Annotated in this window: 9 protein-coding genes; all 9 read right to left on the minus strand. The window is 68.5% G+C overall.

The window, feature by feature from the left end:
• Positions 1 to 389 precede the first annotated feature (389 nt).
• The 9 genes from nagA to GGR66_RS03095 all read right to left on the minus strand — a co-directional run bounded on the left by nagA (position 390) and on the right by GGR66_RS03095 (position 15,005).
• Positions 390 to 1,535, minus strand: a complete 1,146-nt coding sequence (nagA, locus tag GGR66_RS03055) for an N-acetylglucosamine-6-phosphate deacetylase (protein WP_160966832.1) — start codon at positions 1,533 to 1,535, stop codon at positions 390 to 392.
• Positions 1,535 to 2,563, minus strand: coding sequence for an SIS domain-containing protein (locus tag GGR66_RS03060; protein ID WP_160966910.1), 1,029 nt, complete (start codon positions 2,561 to 2,563; stop codon positions 1,535 to 1,537). The genes nagA and GGR66_RS03060 overlap by 1 nt, the downstream gene beginning before the upstream one ends.
• Before the next feature lie 8 nt (positions 2,564 to 2,571).
• Positions 2,572 to 3,651 carry a LacI family DNA-binding transcriptional regulator gene (locus GGR66_RS03065; protein WP_160966830.1) on the minus strand — a complete coding sequence of 360 codons (1,080 nt, stop codon included), beginning with the start codon at positions 3,649 to 3,651 and terminating at the stop codon, positions 2,572 to 2,574.
• Between the two features lie 31 nt (positions 3,652 to 3,682).
• Positions 3,683 to 4,951, minus strand: coding sequence for a sugar MFS transporter (locus tag GGR66_RS03070; RefSeq protein ID WP_160966828.1), 1,269 nt, complete (start codon positions 4,949 to 4,951; stop codon positions 3,683 to 3,685).
• A gap of 37 nt (positions 4,952 to 4,988) precedes the next feature.
• Positions 4,989 to 5,744, minus strand: a complete 756-nt coding sequence (locus tag GGR66_RS03075) for a GntR family transcriptional regulator (protein WP_160966826.1) — start codon at positions 5,742 to 5,744, stop codon at positions 4,989 to 4,991.
• A gap of 71 nt (positions 5,745 to 5,815) precedes the next feature.
• Positions 5,816 to 6,970 (minus strand): heparan-alpha-glucosaminide N-acetyltransferase domain-containing protein, encoded by a 1,155-nt coding sequence (locus GGR66_RS03080; protein ID WP_184447161.1) that lies wholly within the window; start codon positions 6,968 to 6,970, stop codon positions 5,816 to 5,818.
• Positions 6,967 to 9,333 (minus strand): alpha-N-acetylglucosaminidase, encoded by a 2,367-nt coding sequence (locus GGR66_RS03085; RefSeq protein ID WP_184447162.1) that lies wholly within the window; start codon positions 9,331 to 9,333, stop codon positions 6,967 to 6,969. The genes GGR66_RS03080 and GGR66_RS03085 overlap by 4 nt, the downstream gene beginning before the upstream one ends.
• A gap of 4 nt (positions 9,334 to 9,337) precedes the next feature.
• Positions 9,338 to 12,220 (minus strand): beta-galactosidase GalA, encoded by a 2,883-nt coding sequence (galA, locus tag GGR66_RS03090; protein WP_184447163.1) that lies wholly within the window; start codon positions 12,218 to 12,220, stop codon positions 9,338 to 9,340.
• 85 nt (positions 12,221 to 12,305) lie between these two features.
• Entirely contained in the window at positions 12,306 to 15,005 is a 2,700-nt protein-coding gene (locus GGR66_RS03095; RefSeq protein ID WP_184447164.1) for a TonB-dependent receptor, read from the minus strand.
• Positions 15,006 to 15,870 lie beyond the last annotated feature (865 nt).

Here is a 15,870-nt window from a genome sequence, read left to right on the forward strand (position 1 = left end):
CGCAGGCGACAGGCCAAGACAACGCGCGATACCCCGCTGCACCCCTGTTCGCCGCTGCCGCGAAAACGCGGCACGATCGTACGTACGATCCGCATGACGATCCCCCCCTGTGGCGATCGCCTACGAGCCTACCCCATGCAGGCGAGAACATCGCGCCAGGGGAGCAGAAGACTTTTAATCTTTTGGCTGGCAGTACCGCCGCGCGGAGAACCCCGCAGTCGCGCCGACGCACCGCGCCTGGCGCTCAATCCTCGGCGACGAAGAATGCGAAGAAGTCGCGCTTGTGTCGGCGAAGGCGCTGACCAGCTTGCCTGAGAGAATGCGCTCGGCGCCGGCAGGGACTCGGCACAGCGCAGCGCAGCCGCCATCGCTGCGCTGCGCGATGCCGCCTACTCCATCGCGCCGGCGATCCAGGTGTGGCGGACCTGCAGCGCCTCATCCAGCAGCACCAGGTCGGCCTGGTAGCCGGGCGCGATGTGGCCGTAGCGGTGGTCCAGGCCCACGCACTGCGCGGGGTACAGCGAAGCCATGCGCGCGGCTTCTTCCAGCGGCACGCCGAGCCACTGCACGCTGTTGCGCACCGCGCTGGCCATGTCCAGCGCCGAGCCGGCCAGGGCGCCGGCGGCATTGCGCACCACGCCGTCGATGGCGGTGATGGTTTCGCCGTACAGGTCGAACGCGGGGCTGTCGGCGCCGACCATCGGCATCGCGTCGGTGACCAGGAACACGGTGCCGCGCGGCTTGGCCGCCAGCGCCACGCGCAGGCTGGCCGGATGCACGTGCACACCGTCGACGATAACGCCGCACCAGGCGTTGCGGTCTTCCAGCGCCGCGCCGACCACGCCGGGATCGCGCCCCTGCAGCGGGGTCATGGCGTTGTACAGATGGGTGAAGCCGCAGATGCCGGCATCCAGCCCGGCGCGGGTCTCTTCGTAGCTGGCGGCGGTGTGGCCGGCGAACACGCGCGCGCCTGCCGCGGCCAGGGTGTGGATGCTGGCCGGCGGCACGCGTTCCGGTGCCAGGGTGATCAGGGTGACGCCGTTGTCCAGCGAGGTGGCCAGCGCCAGTTCCTCGGCGTCGGGCACGCGGAACTTGTCGGCGTTGTGGGTGCCCTTGCGCGCCGGCGCCAGGTACGGCCCTTCCAGATGGATGCCGAGCACGCCCGGCACGCCGTCGGCGATGGCCTGGCGGGTGGCGGCGATCGCCGCGCGCATCACCTCCAGGTCGTCGCTGATCAGCGTCGGCAGGTAGCCGGTGGTGCCGTAGCGGCGATGGCCCTGGCCGATGCAGCGCAGCGCCTCGACGTCGGTGCGGTTGTTGAACAGCACGCCGCCGCCGCCGTTGACCTGCAGGTCGATGAAGCCCGGCAGCAGGCTGCCGCCGCCCAGGTCGTGCTGCACCGGCGCTGCCGCCACGCGCGGGTCGGCGTCGTCCAGCAGGGCGAGGATGCGCCCGCCCTCCAGCAGCACGCTGACGCCGTCGAGGAAACCGTCCTCGCCGAGCACGCGGGCATTGCGCAGCGCCACCGTGGTCATCAGACGGTCTCCGTCACTTTGTTCAGATGCGGCGGCAGGTCCGGGTTGTAGCCACGGCGCAGCGCCAGGGCGTTGATCGCGCGGTAGAAGCTCTGGATCGCCAGCAGCGGCGCACAGGCCGGATGCGGCGCGGCCACCAGGGGCAGATCGCCGCCGGCGCTGGCCAGCCACACCTGCGCGCCACGGCCGCGGAACTCCTCGGCCAGGCGCCGGGTGCCCTCGCCGGCCTCGTCCGGCTGGTCGAAGGCCAGCACCGGGAAGCCCGGACCCACCAGCGCCATCGGACCGTGCTTCACTTCCGCCGAGCTGTAGGCCTCGGCATGCAGGCCGCAGGTTTCCTTGAACTTCAGTGCCGCTTCCTGCGCCGCCGCCAGGCCCAGGCCGCGGTCGAGCACGAACAGGTTGTGGGCATCGACCAGGCCGTCGGTGAGCGAGCGCCAGTCGGCCTGCCAGGCCGCGCGCAGCGCCTGCGGCAACTCCTGCAGCGCGCCCAGCAGCGCCGGGTCGTTCTTCCAGTGCGCACCGAGCTGCAGGATCGCCGCCAGCGAGGCCAGGTAGCTCTTGGTCGCGGCCACGCTCTTCTCGGGGCCGGCGCCGAGCGGGATCACTGTGTCGGCCAGTTGCGCCAGCGGCGAATCCTCGACGTTGACCAGGGCCACCACGCGCGCGCCGGCATCCTTGGCGGCCTGCGCATTGCGCAGCAGGTCCGGGCTCTTGCCCGATTGCGAGATCACCAGGTACAGCGCCCCGCGCAACTGCAGCGGTGCCTCGTAGACCGAGCCCACCGAGGGCGAGGCCGAGGCGGTGACCACGCCGAGCTGGGTCTCGAACAGGTACTTGGCGTAGGTGGCGGCGTGGTCGGAACTGCCGCGCGCGCAGGTCACCACGAACGGCGGCGGATCGGCGCGCAGCGAGGCGGCCAGTGCGGCCACCGTGGCGTGGTTGCGCTCGAACTGCGCAGCGACGACCGCGGCGGCTTCCGCGGCTTCGCGGAACATCAGGGTTTCGGTTTCGGAGGGCAGCGCCATGGGCAGGGTCATGTGGGGTCGGGGGAGGAGGAACGGCGGGAATGCGGCTGGGAATGCGGCTGCATGGGCGCAGTCGAGCCGCGCACCACCAATTGCGGCACGAAGCCCTGGTTGTGCACCGGCGCCGGATGGTCTTCGTAGGCATCGCTGCGCAACTGGCTGATCAGCAAGCGCGCGGCATGGCGGGCGATGTCCTCGGTGGCCTGCTTGGCGGTGGTCAGCGGCGGCCACGACTGACGCGAGAACGGGCTGTCCTCGAAGCCGGCGATGGACAGGTCGTAGGGCACGTTCATGCCCGCCGACTTGGCCGCCGCCAGCACGCCGGCGGCGATCTCGTCGTTGGAGCCGAAGATCGCCGTCGGCGGTTCGCGCAGCGCCAGCAGGCGCCGCGCGCCGCGGAAGCCGTCGTCGAAGGTGTAGTCGCCGGGGATCACCAGGTGCTTGTCCAGGGTGATGCCGTAGTCCTTCAGCGCCGCCTCGTAGCCGGCATAGCGCTCGCCGCTGGAGCGGTGCGAGGTGCCGCCCCACAGAAAGCCGATGCGCTGGTGGCCGAGCTGGATCAGGTGTTCGGTGATCGCGTAGGCGGCGTCGCGGTCGTCGACGTAGACGCACGGGCCGTCCTGCGGATCCTCGGTGGCGGCGATGATGCGCACGGTCTTGATCCCACGCGCGGCCAGCGCCGCGACCAGGTCGGCGCGCTCGGACATCGGCGCGGTCAGCACCAGCCCGGCCAGGCGCGAGCGCTGGGTCCACTCGGCCAGTTCCTCGGCGAGCATCGGCGCGGTGGAATCGCAGGGGTGGATCTGCAGGCCGAAGCCGGTCTCGCGGCAGGCGGCGAGCACGCCGTTCTGCACGCCGATGATGTGGTACGGATTGGGGTTGTCGTACACCAGCCCGATCACGAACGGGGTGCCGCTGCGCAGGTTGCGCGCCGACGGATCCGGCTCGTAGTCCAGTTCGGCGATGGCATGCAATACGCGCGAGCGCGTGGCCTGCATCACCGACGGTTCGTTGTTGATGACCCGCGAGACGGTCTTCAGCGACACCCGCGCCCGTTCGGCGACGTCTTTGATGGTGGGTCTGCGCATTGGATAGTTTGCCGAGTTGGGGAAAAGCGCGTCAGCTCGCCGCGCCCTGGCCGACGCGGTGACCGCGCAGCGCAAAGAACAAGATGTAGAGGTAGCAGGCGATCATCAAGCCGGCGAAGACCACCTGGAAATCGAAGAACTCCTTCAAATGGGCGAACAGCTGCGGAACCGCGGCGCCGCCCACGATGCCCATGATCAACAATGCAGCGCCCTTTTCGGTGAACTTGCCCAGGCCCTTGATGGCCAGGGGGAAAATGGCCGGCCACATGATGGCATTGGCGAATCCGAGCGCTGCCACGAATGCCACCGACACGTAGCCGCTGGTCAACATGGCACACAGCGAGAAGACGATGCCCAGGCAGGCCGAGAAGGACAGGTACTTTTCCTGGGAGATGTACTTCGGGATCAGCACCAGGCCGAGCAGGTAGCCCGCCAACATGCAGGCGAGCGTGCCGATCGTGAAATATTTCGCGTAGTCGAGCGACAGACCGAGGCTCTTGCCATAGATGCCGATCGCATCGCCCGCCATCACCTCCGCACCGACGTACACGAAGATGCACAACGCGCCCAGCCACACATGCGGAAACGCAAAGATGCTGTCGCGGTTGCGCTCGTCCGATGCCGACGCGTTCGCCTTCTCGGGGCTGATCTCGGGCAAGGGCGAAAACAGGAGGGCGACAGACAGCACGGCGAGGACGCCGGCGATCGCCATGTACGGGCCGTGGATTCGGCCAGCGAACTCCTGCAGCAGGATTTCCTTCTGCGCAGGCAGCACCTGTTCGATCTGGGTCGAAAAATCCTCCATGCCGTGCAGGACCACTTTCGCCAGGCCATAGGTGGCCAGCGCTCCGGCCACCTTGTTGCAGATGCCCATCAGCGCGATACGACGCGCAGCGCCGTCGATCGGCCCGAGAATGCTGATGTACGGATTGACCGCGGTCTGCAGCAAGGCCAGGCCGCCGCCGATGATGAAGATGCCGCTCACTGCGCCCACGTAGGAACGGTCATTGGTGAACTGGCCGAAGATGGCGGCACCGATCGCCATGATCAGCAGGCTCAGGGCCAAGCCCTTCTTCATCCCGGTCAGCTTCAGGATGAACGAAGAAGGCAGCGCCAGGCAGAAGTAGGAAATGTAGAACGCGCTCGGGATGAGGAACGCGAACGCGTCGCTGACGTTGAAGGCGACCTTGGCGAACAGGATCAACGGCCCGTTGATCCAGGTAAAGAAGCCCATGATGAAGAACAACAGGCCGACGATGGCGATGGAGGCGTAGGGACTGGCGGGCCGTGCGGTGGTCATGGGCGGGCGTGCTCCGGGAGGGCGCGGGGTTCGGCGATCAGCGTCGCAGTTCGGCGACGAAGTCGTAGTAGTCGTTGTGGCAATAGGTGTCGGTCAGTTCGATCGCGCTGCCGTCGCGGGTGTAGCCGACCCGCACCACGTGCAGGATCGCCTCGCCTTCCTTCATGCCCAGATGACCGGCCAGCCGCGCCGGCAGGTTGATGGCGCGGAAGTACTGCAGCGCCCGCACCACCGGGGTGCCGCGCTCGTCCAGGTAGGTGTAGAGCGAATCGGCGATGGCGTGCGGATCGGGCACCACGTGCTGCGGCAACACCGCCTTCTCGTAGGCCATCACCCGGCCGTCGGCACTGCGCAGGCGCGTCAGCGCCGCGACCACCGTGTCCGGCGATAGGCCCAGGCGCAGGATTTCCTCGCCGTGCGCCGGGCGCGTGCGCCGCTCCAGCCAGCGCGTGCCCGGCTCCAGCCCCTTCATGCGCAGGGTCTCGCTGAAGCTGGCCAGGCCGCTGAGCTGATGCTGGATGTGCGAAGTGACGAAGGTGCCGGCGCCCTGGCGGCGCGACACCAGGCCTTGTTCGACCAGCGCATCCACGGCCTGGCGCAGGGTCACTCGCGACACCTGCAGGTACTCGCACAGTTGCCGCTCGGCCGGCAGCGCCTCGCCCGGCTTCCACTGCCCGCCCTTGATCGCCTCCACCAGCTTGCTGGCCAGTTGCAGGTACAGCGGGGTCGGCGCGTCCGGATCCACGGCCAGCGCTTGCAGGCGGGGATCGGCCTGCGGCTTGGGCTTGGTCATGGCGCGCTCTCCAGTCCGCATGAATTCGTTATGTCCAATATAGTACCAATTCGCGGTCCGTGCACGCCGGGCTACAGCCGCAGGTACAGCCGCCGTCGATCCATCCACCAGCCCATTCCCCAGCACAGCAAGGTGTAGGCCAGCGCGCAAGCCAGGCTGCCCCAGGGGCCGGGCAGCAGCCGCTGGAACACCTCCACGCCCAGCCACTGGTACAGGTCCATGCCGCTCGCACCGGCCGGGATCAGCCGCAGGCAGACCACGAACAGCTCGGAAAACAGGTAGATCGCCAGCGGATTGCGCCCGAGCACGGTGAAGAAGCCGCTGCCGGCCCGCCAATGGCGCACCTCGATGGCCCACAGCAGTGCGCCCAGCAACAGCAGGTCCAGGCCCACGGTCAGCAGCACGAACGAGCCGGTCCACAGCTTCTTGGCCAGTGGGAACCACGGCTGCCAGGCCAGGGCCAGCAACGTCAGCGCGATCCCGGCCAGCAGCAGCCAGCGCACCGTGCGCGCCTGCTTGCCGGCGTGGCGCACGTACAGCCCGGTCAGGTAGCCGGCGATGACGTTGACCGTGGCCGGCAGCGTGCCGAGCAGGCCTTCCGGATCGAATCCGCCGTCCTTGCGATACAGCTGCGCCGGGTCCAGCAGCCACAGGTCCAGGCGCGTGCCGGCGTTGCCGAGCTTGCTCAGCTCCGCGCCCGGCTGTCCCCACAGGTACAGCGCGCCCCAGTAGCCGAGCAGCAGCGCGACGCAGGCGCCCAGCAGGGCGCGCGGCGACAGCCAGCGGCACAGCAGCGCGGCCAGCGCGTAGCACAAAGCGATGCGCTGCAGCACGCCCGGCACCCGGGTCTGGTCGATCGCGGTGAAGCTCCAGTGGCCGTCGGCGCCCTGGTGCACGAACGGAAACCAGTACATCAGGAAGCCGAGCAGGAAGATCAGCGCGCTGCGCTTGCCGACCCGGCGCAGGAAGGCGCCGAGCGGCTGGCCACGATCCAGCGCGAAGCTCATCGCGTTGCCGACCGCGAACAGGAACGACGGGAACACCAGGTCGGCGGCGGTGAAACCGAACCACGGCGTGTGCCGCAACTGCACGAAGGCATCGGCGCCGGCGCCCGGCGTGTTGACCAGGATCATCAGGAAGATGGTCAGGCCGCGGAACACGTCCAGCGACAGGAAGCGCTCGCGCGACGGCGCCGTGGCGGGAAGGCTGGCGGGCACGGCGTTCATGGCGCATCCACCTGTTGCAGCAGCGCGCGCACCGCGGCGACCGGATCGGCCGGCGCCTGCCGCGCGTAGGCCGTGTCGCGCGCCACCCAGTCGCGCTCCCAGGCGCGCAGGCGCTGCTGCAGCTGCGCCTCGTCCACGTTGCCGCCGGCGACCGCCGCGTCACGCAGCATCTGCAGCGCCAACGTCCAGCGCGGCAGGTAGTAGTCGGCGTACATGCCCTGCCAGGCCTTGGACGCGTAGTCGCCGAGATTGCCCTCGCCGCCCCACACGCTGACCTGCGCCTTGGCGTCGCGCCGGTAGTAGGCCGCGTCCTGTGGGGTCTTGGCGTAGCCGGCAGCCGCGTCGAGCCAGCTCGACAGGGTCTCCTGCTGGCCGCCGACCAGACGGTCGAGTTGCGTCACCGCTTCGCGCACCCTTTCAGTCGCGGCGTCGCCGGCCGCGACGTCGCCGCGTCGGTAGGCGGCCACCGCCTGCTGCAACTGCGCGTCCACGCGGCCGGTGGCGTAGTGGCGGGCGAAGTCGACCAGGTCGTAGCGATACAACGGCGCGTTGGCGTATTCCGGCGCCAGCGCCAGCAATTGCTGCAGGGCGCGGCGCAACCGGGGCGGATCGCCGGGGGCCCCGTCGAAGTCGCCGATGTCCAGCGTCGGCCGCTTGAACAACAGGTAGGCGCCGGCTCGGCTGCGCCACCAGCGCGGCGTCCAGTAGCGGGTCGACAGCATCGAGGCCTGCAGATCGTCCCAGGCCGCGCGCAGTGCCGGCGAGGTGTGTCCGTAGCGGGCGCGGGTGTAGTCGTCGAGCCAGTCCTGCAACGGGCGCTGCTGTGCGCCCCAGGCCAGCGCGTACATGTATTCGTAGACCACCGAATTGGTGTGCAGCCCTTCCGGGAACGCGCCGAAGCCGACTAGGTGCTGCTTGTCCTTGTCGGCGAGCAGTGCGCGCAGGTCCTGCCGGTAGAACGCCAGGTCGCCGTATACCGGATTGCTGCCGCCGTAGTTGTGCACGTAGCCGTAGATCCATTGCTTGCCGTCGAACGCGTCGGAGAGCTTCCAGGTCCCCGGGTAGCGGTCGTTGCCGATGTCCAGCACCAGCAGCTTGTCGTCGGGCACCTCGCGCAGGAATGCGGCGATCGCCTGCGGCGTCCAGAAGTGGCGGTCGGCGCCGAACAGCCAGCCCTGCATCACCCACACCGCATCCGGATTGGCGCGATGGATCGAGGCGTACAGCGCGCGGCCGTATTCGGCCAGGCGCTTGTCGCGCTGCGCCGGCGGCACCTCGGGCGGTGCGGCCTTGGCGGTGTTGGCGGTGCTGTCGCCGTAACTGTCCAGGCGCGCGTCGCTGCCGTCGGCGGCGATCGGCGGCAGCATCTCGTTGAACGCATCGGCCAGATAGTAGGTGCCCTTGCCGTAGGTGCGGTCGTAGAGCTGGATGAAGCGCTGCGCGATCTGTGCGAACAGCGGATCGGCCGGATCCAGCCAATAGGTCTCGTGGAAGCCCTCCCAGGCGCGCATGCGGTAGATGCGTGCCTGCGGATGCGCCTGCGCGAACGCCTTCGGCACGTAGCCGGCGAAGGCCGGCAGCACCGGCTTCATGCCCAGTGCGCGCATGCGCTGCAGGATGCGCAACTGCAGCGCATGCTTGTCCTCGATCCACTGCTGCGGCAGCGGCGCGTCGTAGCCCTCGATGTTGCCCATGCGCTGCCACGGCGCGAACGCCGGGCCGGAGAAGTACTGCGCCAGCTCCGCATCGGCCACCCCGAACTCGCGCCACAGCGCCTGCCACACGTACTCCTGGCCTTCCATCGCCAGCGGCATGTCGATGCCGTGCAGGGCCATCCAGTCGATCTCCCGCTCCCAGCGCGCCCAGTCCCACCACGGCGTGGTGTAACCGTAGGTGCAGACGTTGAGGTAGGCGCGGTGCACGAACGGGGTGGCCGTACGCTGCCCGCGGAAGTCCGCATAGGCCGCAGGCAAGGCGATCCGGCTGCCTTCCCAACTCACCGATGCCGCGCCGATCGACTGCAGATAGCTGTAGGCGCCATGCGCCAGCGCCACTTCGGACGACCCGGACACGCGCAGCGCGCCGGCCTCGGCGGCGACCTGGTACCAGTCGTTGCCGTGGCTGCGCGGCTGCCGTTGCAGGTGCAGCTCGGCCGCGCGCGGGCCGAGCGTGCGCAGCAGCACGCCGCGCGCGGCATCGCCCTGCGCGTCCTGCACGTCCTGCGCCACCGCGGCGGACGCGACCGGCACCAGCAGCGCACAGGCCAGCAGCAACAGCACGGCATGTACGCGCACCGACAGCGCCTGGACGCGGCGCAGCCCGGCAAGGCCATGCGGGAGGATCTGGCGGAAAGCACGTTTCATTGGCTCAATACTCCACTATCGCGACATCGTCGAAGCCGAACGGCGTTCCGGCCGTCACCTGCATCACCACGGCCAGCACCCGTTCGCCGGACGCCGGCGGCAACCGAAGGGACACCGGCTGCCCCGCGGCCACGCTGGCGACCCGCTGCCGGTCCAGATACACCTGGACCGCGCCGGCCGCGCGGCCCAGCCGCAGCCGGCCACCACGCTGCTGGATCCCGGCCCAGGGCGTGAACGCGGTCCGATACAGCACATAGCCATCGCGCTCGGCACGCGTCTCCAGGTTGCCCGGCTGGCAGAAGCTCCAGCTGTTGTTGTCGTTGGGCGCGCGCGGCAGCGCCGGATGCGGCGGCGTGGCGAACGGCAGGGTGTGCCGCCAGCCGCCCACCACCATCGCCGCGGCAGCCGGCGGCAACGACAGCGGCGGCGGCGCCGCCTCCAGCGCGATGCTCGCCTGCGCCGCCCGCAGGCCCGGCGCGCTTGCCTCGATGCGCAGCCGGCGGCGATCGCTGCCGGCCTCGACGATGGCCTGCGCCAGGCCGTTGAACAACTGCACCTGCGGCACGTTGTCGGGCGCATGCCGGTTCGGGTCGCCGTTGCCGACGCCGAGCAGGCGCCCGCCCTCGATCTGCAGCGTGATCTGCGCGTCGGCGAACGGCACGTGGCGGCCTTGCGCATCCACCGCCTCCAGGGTGATCGGTTGCGCGTCGCGGCCGTCGCCGCGCATGCGCAGCCGGTCCGGGGTCAGCCGCAGCGCCACCGGCGCGTCGACCGTCTGCACCCGCTGCCGCGCGACCTCGCGCCCGTCGCGGTACGCCACCGCTTCCAGCATGCCGGGCGCGTACACGACCTGCCAGGTGTTCATCGCGATCCGGTCCACCGCCTGCCGCCCCTGCGAGCGGCCGTTGAGCCACAGCTCCACCTGCTGCGCGTTGCAGAACGCCATCACCTTGATCGGGATGCCCTCGCGGCCCGGCCAGTTCCAGTGCGGCAGCAACTGCAGCACCGGCGCATCGTCGATCCACTGCGCCTGGCGCAACCAATAAGCGCCTTTCGGGAAGCCGCACAGGTCCATGATGCCGAAGAACGAGGACACCGAGGGCCATTCGAACGGGGTCGGCTCGCCGCGATAGTCGAAGCCGGTCCAAACGAAGCTGCCGGCCAGGTAGGGCCGCTCGTCGATCAGTTTCCAAGACTGGCGATGGGTGTTGCCCCAGGGCGCGGCGACCGAATCGTCCTCGGCGATGACGTGCGCCTCCATGTCGGTGAACCAGGCGCCGCGGGTCTGGAACGCACTGGTGTCCTCGCTGGACAGCAGCGACGTGTGCGGCATCGCCGCATGCACCCGGTCGTAGTTGAACTGGCGGTAGTTGAAGCCGACCACGTCCACCGCATGGGCCGCGTTGCGCTCGGTCAGCATGCCGTCGTTCATCGCCGCGGTCACCGGACGGCTGTCGTCCAAGGTGCGCACCAGCGCCACCGCGCGACGCACCATCTCGTAGCCGGCGGCGGTGCCCTGCATCGGCTCCTCGTTGAACACCGACCACAGGAACACGCAGGCACGGTTGCGGTCGCGGCGCACCAGCCAGCGCAGTTGCGCGGCGTAGTCGGGCGCGGGATTGAACACGCGGTTCTCGGCCATCACCAGCATGCCCAGCCGGTCGCACACGTCGAGCAGTTCGGCGGCCACCGCGTGGTGCAGGCGGATCGCGTTGCAGCCCAGCGCCTTGAGCCGGCGGATGCGGAATTCCAGCAGGCTGTCCGGCACCGCCACGCCGACCCCGGCATGGTCCTGGTGCAGGCAGGCGCCCTTGATCTTGAGCGGCCGCTCGTTGAGGAAGAAGCCCTGCTGCGCATCGAAGCGCAGCGTGCGGAAGCCGATCGCGCATTCACGGCGGTCGCGCTCGCGGCCTTCGCTGCGCAGCACCGTCGCGAGCCGGTACAGGTGCGGCGCGGCCACGTCCCAGCGCTGCGGCCGCTCTACCTGCAACACCACCCGCGCCTCCGCCTGCGCCAGTGCGCCGGCCTGCAGCGCGGTACTGCCCTGCGCCACCACCGTGCCCTGCGCGTCGTATAGCGTGGTTTCCAGCAGCGCCGCATCGGCCTGTTCACCGACATTGGCAACGGTGACCGTCACCGGCAGCGTCCAGCGATCGTCGGCCCCGGCGCGTGGCACCGCATGCACGCCGTCGCCAACGATATGCAGCGCATCGCGCACCGCCAGCCAGGTATGCCGGTAGAGCCCGGCGCCTTCGTACCACCACCCGTCCATCGCCTCGGCGTCCACGCGCACCGCGATGGTGTTGAGATCCTGGCCATAGCGTGCGATCGCGCTGATGTCGATGGCGAGGCCGTCGTAGCCGCTCCAGCCGCGCGCCATCAGCAGGCCGTTGACCCATACCGTGGCGCGGCTGGCGATACCGTCCAGGCGCAGTTCCAGCGCCTTGCCGCGCTGCGTCTCGTCCAGCCGCAGGCTGCGCCGGTACCAGGCGATGCCGCGGCGGCGATAGCCCTGCGCCACGTTGGCGCTGGCCTCGATCGGCTGCTCGATGGCGAAATCGTGCGGCAGCCGCAGTTGCCGCCACTGGCTGTCGTCGAAATCGCCGGCGGCCGCGCCCCAGGCCTTGCCGGCCTTGGCGTTGTCGTAGCTGGCGTCCTGCCCGGTGATCGGCGGAACCGGGATGTCGCCTTCGTGGAAACGCCAGCCCTCGTCCAGGCAGAACAAGCCGGGATCGGCCGCCAGCATCAGCCCCGGCACGGCCGCCACCGCGACGGCGCCGCTGCCGGCGATGCCCGCGGACGCCGCCATGCCGGCCCAGCTTCCGCGCGGCAGCGCCAGCAGCAGGCCGGCGCCGGCGCTGCCGGCCAGGAACGTTCTTCGTTGCATGCGCTTGTCCTCATCGGCTCGAGCGCCCGGCGCCACCGCGGCGCCGGGCCAGGGTCGCGCTAGCCCGCAGGCGCGTGCGCCGCCGTCACAGGATGTCCCACTGCATCGACACGTAGAAGCTGCGGCCGGTGACCCCGGTCATCTGCCAGCGGCTGCTGATGTCCTTGTACGCCTCTTCCTTCTTGTTGGTCAGGTTGAGCGCGCCGAGTTGGAAGCTGAGTTTGTCGGTGGCCTGGTAGCCGAGCACCGCGTCGACCTGGGTGCGCGCCTTCATGGTGTGGCCTTCGCGGGCGAAGAAGCTGTCGCTGCTGTCCTGCTCGTACTCGCTGCGGTGGTTCAACGACAGGCGCGCGGAGAACATCGCGTTCTCCCAGTAGCCGGTGGCGTTCCAGGTCTTCTCCGACAGGTTGCGGATCTTGAAGTCGGTGTCGCGCTGCGGGATCACCCGGGTGAAGTTGGCGGTCAGGCCGAAGCCGGGGATCGGCAGCCAGGCATCGAACGATTGCGTCCAGCCCAGTTCGTAGCCCTTGATCTTGACCTTGCTCGGATCGTTGCGGGTGGCGGTGATCTCGTAGATGTTGCCGCCGCCGTCCACGCAGTCGCCGGCGCCATTGGTGGACAGCGCCGTGCCGTTGAACGTGGCCGGGCAGACGATGCTGTTGAAGGTGCCGTTCTTGACGTTCTTCCAGAAGCCGGCCAGGGTCAACCCGCCGCCTTGGCCGTAGTACCACTCCAGGCTGAGGTCGGCCTGGTCGGCGGTCAGCGCCTTCAGGTCGGTCTGGCCCAGCGACACGTCGTAGGTGGTGGTGCCGCCGGTGTTGCTGCCGGAGGAGATGGTGGTGGCGATGGCGGTGTTGCTGTCCAGGATCGGCCGCACCAGCACCTTGCCGGCGGCGAAGCGCAGCAGCAGGTCCTCGCGCATGTCCAGCACCAGGTTCAGGCTGGGCAGCCAGTTGTGGTAGTCGTACGGCGCGCGCTCGGTGCCGACCACCTCGTTGGCATCCTCGCTGTACTGCGAGGCGGTGGTCAGGTAGGTGTCGGTGGTGCGCTTGGTGTTCTCGTAGCGCACGCCGACGTTGCCGCGCAGGCGCATGCTGCCGAGGTCGGTGTCGATCTTGGCCAGCGCATACGCGGAGAAGATGTCGTTGCGGATGTGGTAGCTGGCCTGCGGCGCGAACAGCACCGGCACGGTGATGCCGGAAGCGGCCAACGCCCTGGCGTAGGCGTAGACGTCCGGCGCCACCCAGTCGCTCTGCGAGGCCAGGTTGCCGTCGAGGAAGTTGCTGACGTTGGAACTGGCCGCCGACAGCTCCGGGAACATGCCGTAGCCGGACACCGCGCCGGAGTTGATCAGGTACAGGAAGTCGCGGCGCCACACGTTGCGGTCGAAGGTCTCGCGGCGGAACTTGGTGCCGACCTTGACCGCGTCGAGGAAGCCGTTGCCGACGTAGCGCTCGGCATCGAATTGCAGCGACCATTCCTTGTTGCGCAGCGCATTGATCGCGCCGTTGGGGTACTCGTCGCGGACCAGGTTGGCCTTGTTCCAGGCGCTGGCGTCGGTGGCGTCGGCATCGGTGGTCAGCGAGATCGCGCCGGGGTTGGACATGTCGAACAGCGTCGCGGTCGGCTTGCGGCCGAGGATCGCCGCGCGCTCGTCCTCGTCGGTCTTGCCTTCGGTGTAGTTGGCCACGCCGCTGAAGGTCCATGCGTCTCCCTTCCAGCGCGCGTCCCAGGTCAGCAGTTGCGAGGTCAGGTCGTGGCGCTCGAGCTGGCGGTTGTTCTCCAGCCAGTAGTTGGACGCCGACACCTTGGTCGCGGTCAGGCCGTCGGTCTGCAGCACGCTCAGGTAATTGCGGTCGAAGGAGTAGACCAACTGGTTCATGTCGTTGTCGGTCTTGTCCTGCGAGTACAGCGCCGTCAGGTTCATCTCCAGCCGGTCGTTGGGCTTCCACTGCAGCCCGGCGGTGAGCATCTTGCGGTCGGTCTCGCGCTCGATCGAGCGGTAGCGCGGACGGCGCGGGATGTACAGCGTACCGTCGCCGGTGTCCTGGGTGTACCAGCGGTCGATCCACAGGTAGTCGGCGCGGTCCTTGAGCTTCTGGTAGCCGGCGTTGACGAACACGCCCAGTTCGCCGCCGTCGGCCAGATGGAACTGGTCGATGTAGGTCAGCACGCCCTTCGGCGTCGGCGCGCCGCCGGCGAATTCGGAATACTGCTCCTTCGCCGAAAAGATCAGCTTGCGCGCCTTGTAGTCCAGCGGCTTGGTGGTCTCGATGTTGACCGTGCCCGACAGCCCGCCGGCGTCCATGTCCGCCGAGGGCGACTTGATCACTTCGATCGCCGCGGCCACTTCCGGCTGGATGATGTCGTAGCGGAAGCCGTCGGTGAAATCGGCGCTCTTGATGGTCTGGCCGTTGATCGTGGTGGCCGAGTACTGCGGACCCAGGCCGCGGATGCTGATGGTCGAGCCGCGGCCGTTGATGGTGGAGATCTGCACGCCGGGAATGCGCTGGATCGCCTCGGCGATGTTCTCGGCCGGGAACTTGCCGATGTCCTCCGACGAGATGCCATCGGTCATGCGCGCGTCTGCGCGTTTGTTGTCCAGCGCGGTGATCAGGCTCTTCTGGTAGGAACTGGTGACGGTCACCGTATCGAGCTGGGAAATCGAATCGGACGCTGGCGCTTCCTGCGCCTGCGCACCGGTGCTGAGCAGGCCGAACGCGATGGCGCTGGCGAGGACGGACAGGGGACAACAATGCGAACGGGAGCGGGCGACATGTGGCATTGGGCTATCCTGGTTGATGGCTGATCGGCACGACGACGGCTGACATCCAGGGCGGCGATCGGCAGGCAGCACCCTCCATCGCGCCCCACGCGACGCGCAGGGCGATGCCGTCCGTGCGGACACGGAATCGATGAAGCGTTCTGTCTGTTTCCTGCGCCCTGTCTTGCGGGAGGCGCGTCCCCGTCCCTTCCCCGGAACGGGCGACTGCATGTGCTGCTGGACGGATCGAGCCCGAATTGGCAAGGACCAATTCCAGGCGCTTCGATTCTTATGGTCTTAGAAAGATTGTGTCAACGCCGTGCCGCACGAAATCGCACAATGACGCCTGGACTCGCGCGCGGATCCCAGTTAATTTCTTATTTATCAATTACATGCGCGGATAAAATATTTCCGGCGCGGCATTTTCCACGCATCGTTGTCACGATACCTATGCCGCACCAATTGTGACAACGAGACCAATTTTGTGCGGCGCCACATAACCGCACTGCATTCTCATCTGTGCACGGTCGCGAACCCGCCTGACCGCTCGCACAACCAATTGATAACTATGCATTTCTCCCCCGCCGCACCATTATTTCCGGGATCCACTTCCGATTTTTTGTGGCAACACCAGAACCAGACAAATTTTCCTGCCAAGACTTGACATCGTTGTCATAGCCTCGTAAGAATCGGCGCACACGGGGGTGTAGCCGCGCATGTGCGGCGCGAAAGCGGGGCCAGGGGAGGCATGTGATCGCAATGATCCGGATGCGCGTACCGCGTGTCGCACGCGGCACTTCGTGGCAGGAGCAGAGACGGCGGCCCGCCCTGCCCGGCTTGCGGCCGTCGGCGCATGCCGCGCCAAGCCCCCTGTCGCGATTGCTGC

It is taken from the genome of Xanthomonas sp. 3498 (assembly GCF_014199795.1).
Classification (GTDB): domain Bacteria; phylum Pseudomonadota; class Gammaproteobacteria; order Xanthomonadales; family Xanthomonadaceae; genus Xanthomonas_A; species Xanthomonas_A rydalmerensis.

What these genes read in the sequence shown, in the direction of transcription:
- nagA (WP_160966832.1), bottom strand. Translation starts at nt 1,535, where the DNA reads ATGACCACGGTGGCGCTGCGCAATGCCCGCGTGCTCGGCGAGGACGGT.
- GGR66_RS03060 (WP_160966910.1), bottom strand. Translation starts at nt 2,563, where the DNA reads ATGGCGCTGCCCTCCGAAACCGAAACCCTGATGTTCCGCGAAGCCGCG.
- GGR66_RS03065 (WP_160966830.1), bottom strand. Translation starts at nt 3,651, where the DNA reads ATGCGCAGACCCACCATCAAAGACGTCGCCGAACGGGCGCGGGTGTCG.
- GGR66_RS03070 (WP_160966828.1), bottom strand. Translation starts at nt 4,951, where the DNA reads ATGACCACCGCACGGCCCGCCAGTCCCTACGCCTCCATCGCCATCGTC.
- GGR66_RS03075 (WP_160966826.1), bottom strand. Translation starts at nt 5,744, where the DNA reads ATGACCAAGCCCAAGCCGCAGGCCGATCCCCGCCTGCAAGCGCTGGCC.
- GGR66_RS03080 (WP_184447161.1), bottom strand. Translation starts at nt 6,970, where the DNA reads ATGAACGCCGTGCCCGCCAGCCTTCCCGCCACGGCGCCGTCGCGCGAG.
- GGR66_RS03085 (WP_184447162.1), bottom strand. Translation starts at nt 9,333, where the DNA reads ATGAAACGTGCTTTCCGCCAGATCCTCCCGCATGGCCTTGCCGGGCTG.
- galA (WP_184447163.1), bottom strand. Translation starts at nt 12,220, where the DNA reads ATGCAACGAAGAACGTTCCTGGCCGGCAGCGCCGGCGCCGGCCTGCTG.
- GGR66_RS03095 (WP_184447164.1), bottom strand. Translation starts at nt 15,005, where the DNA reads ATGCCACATGTCGCCCGCTCCCGTTCGCATTGTTGTCCCCTGTCCGTC.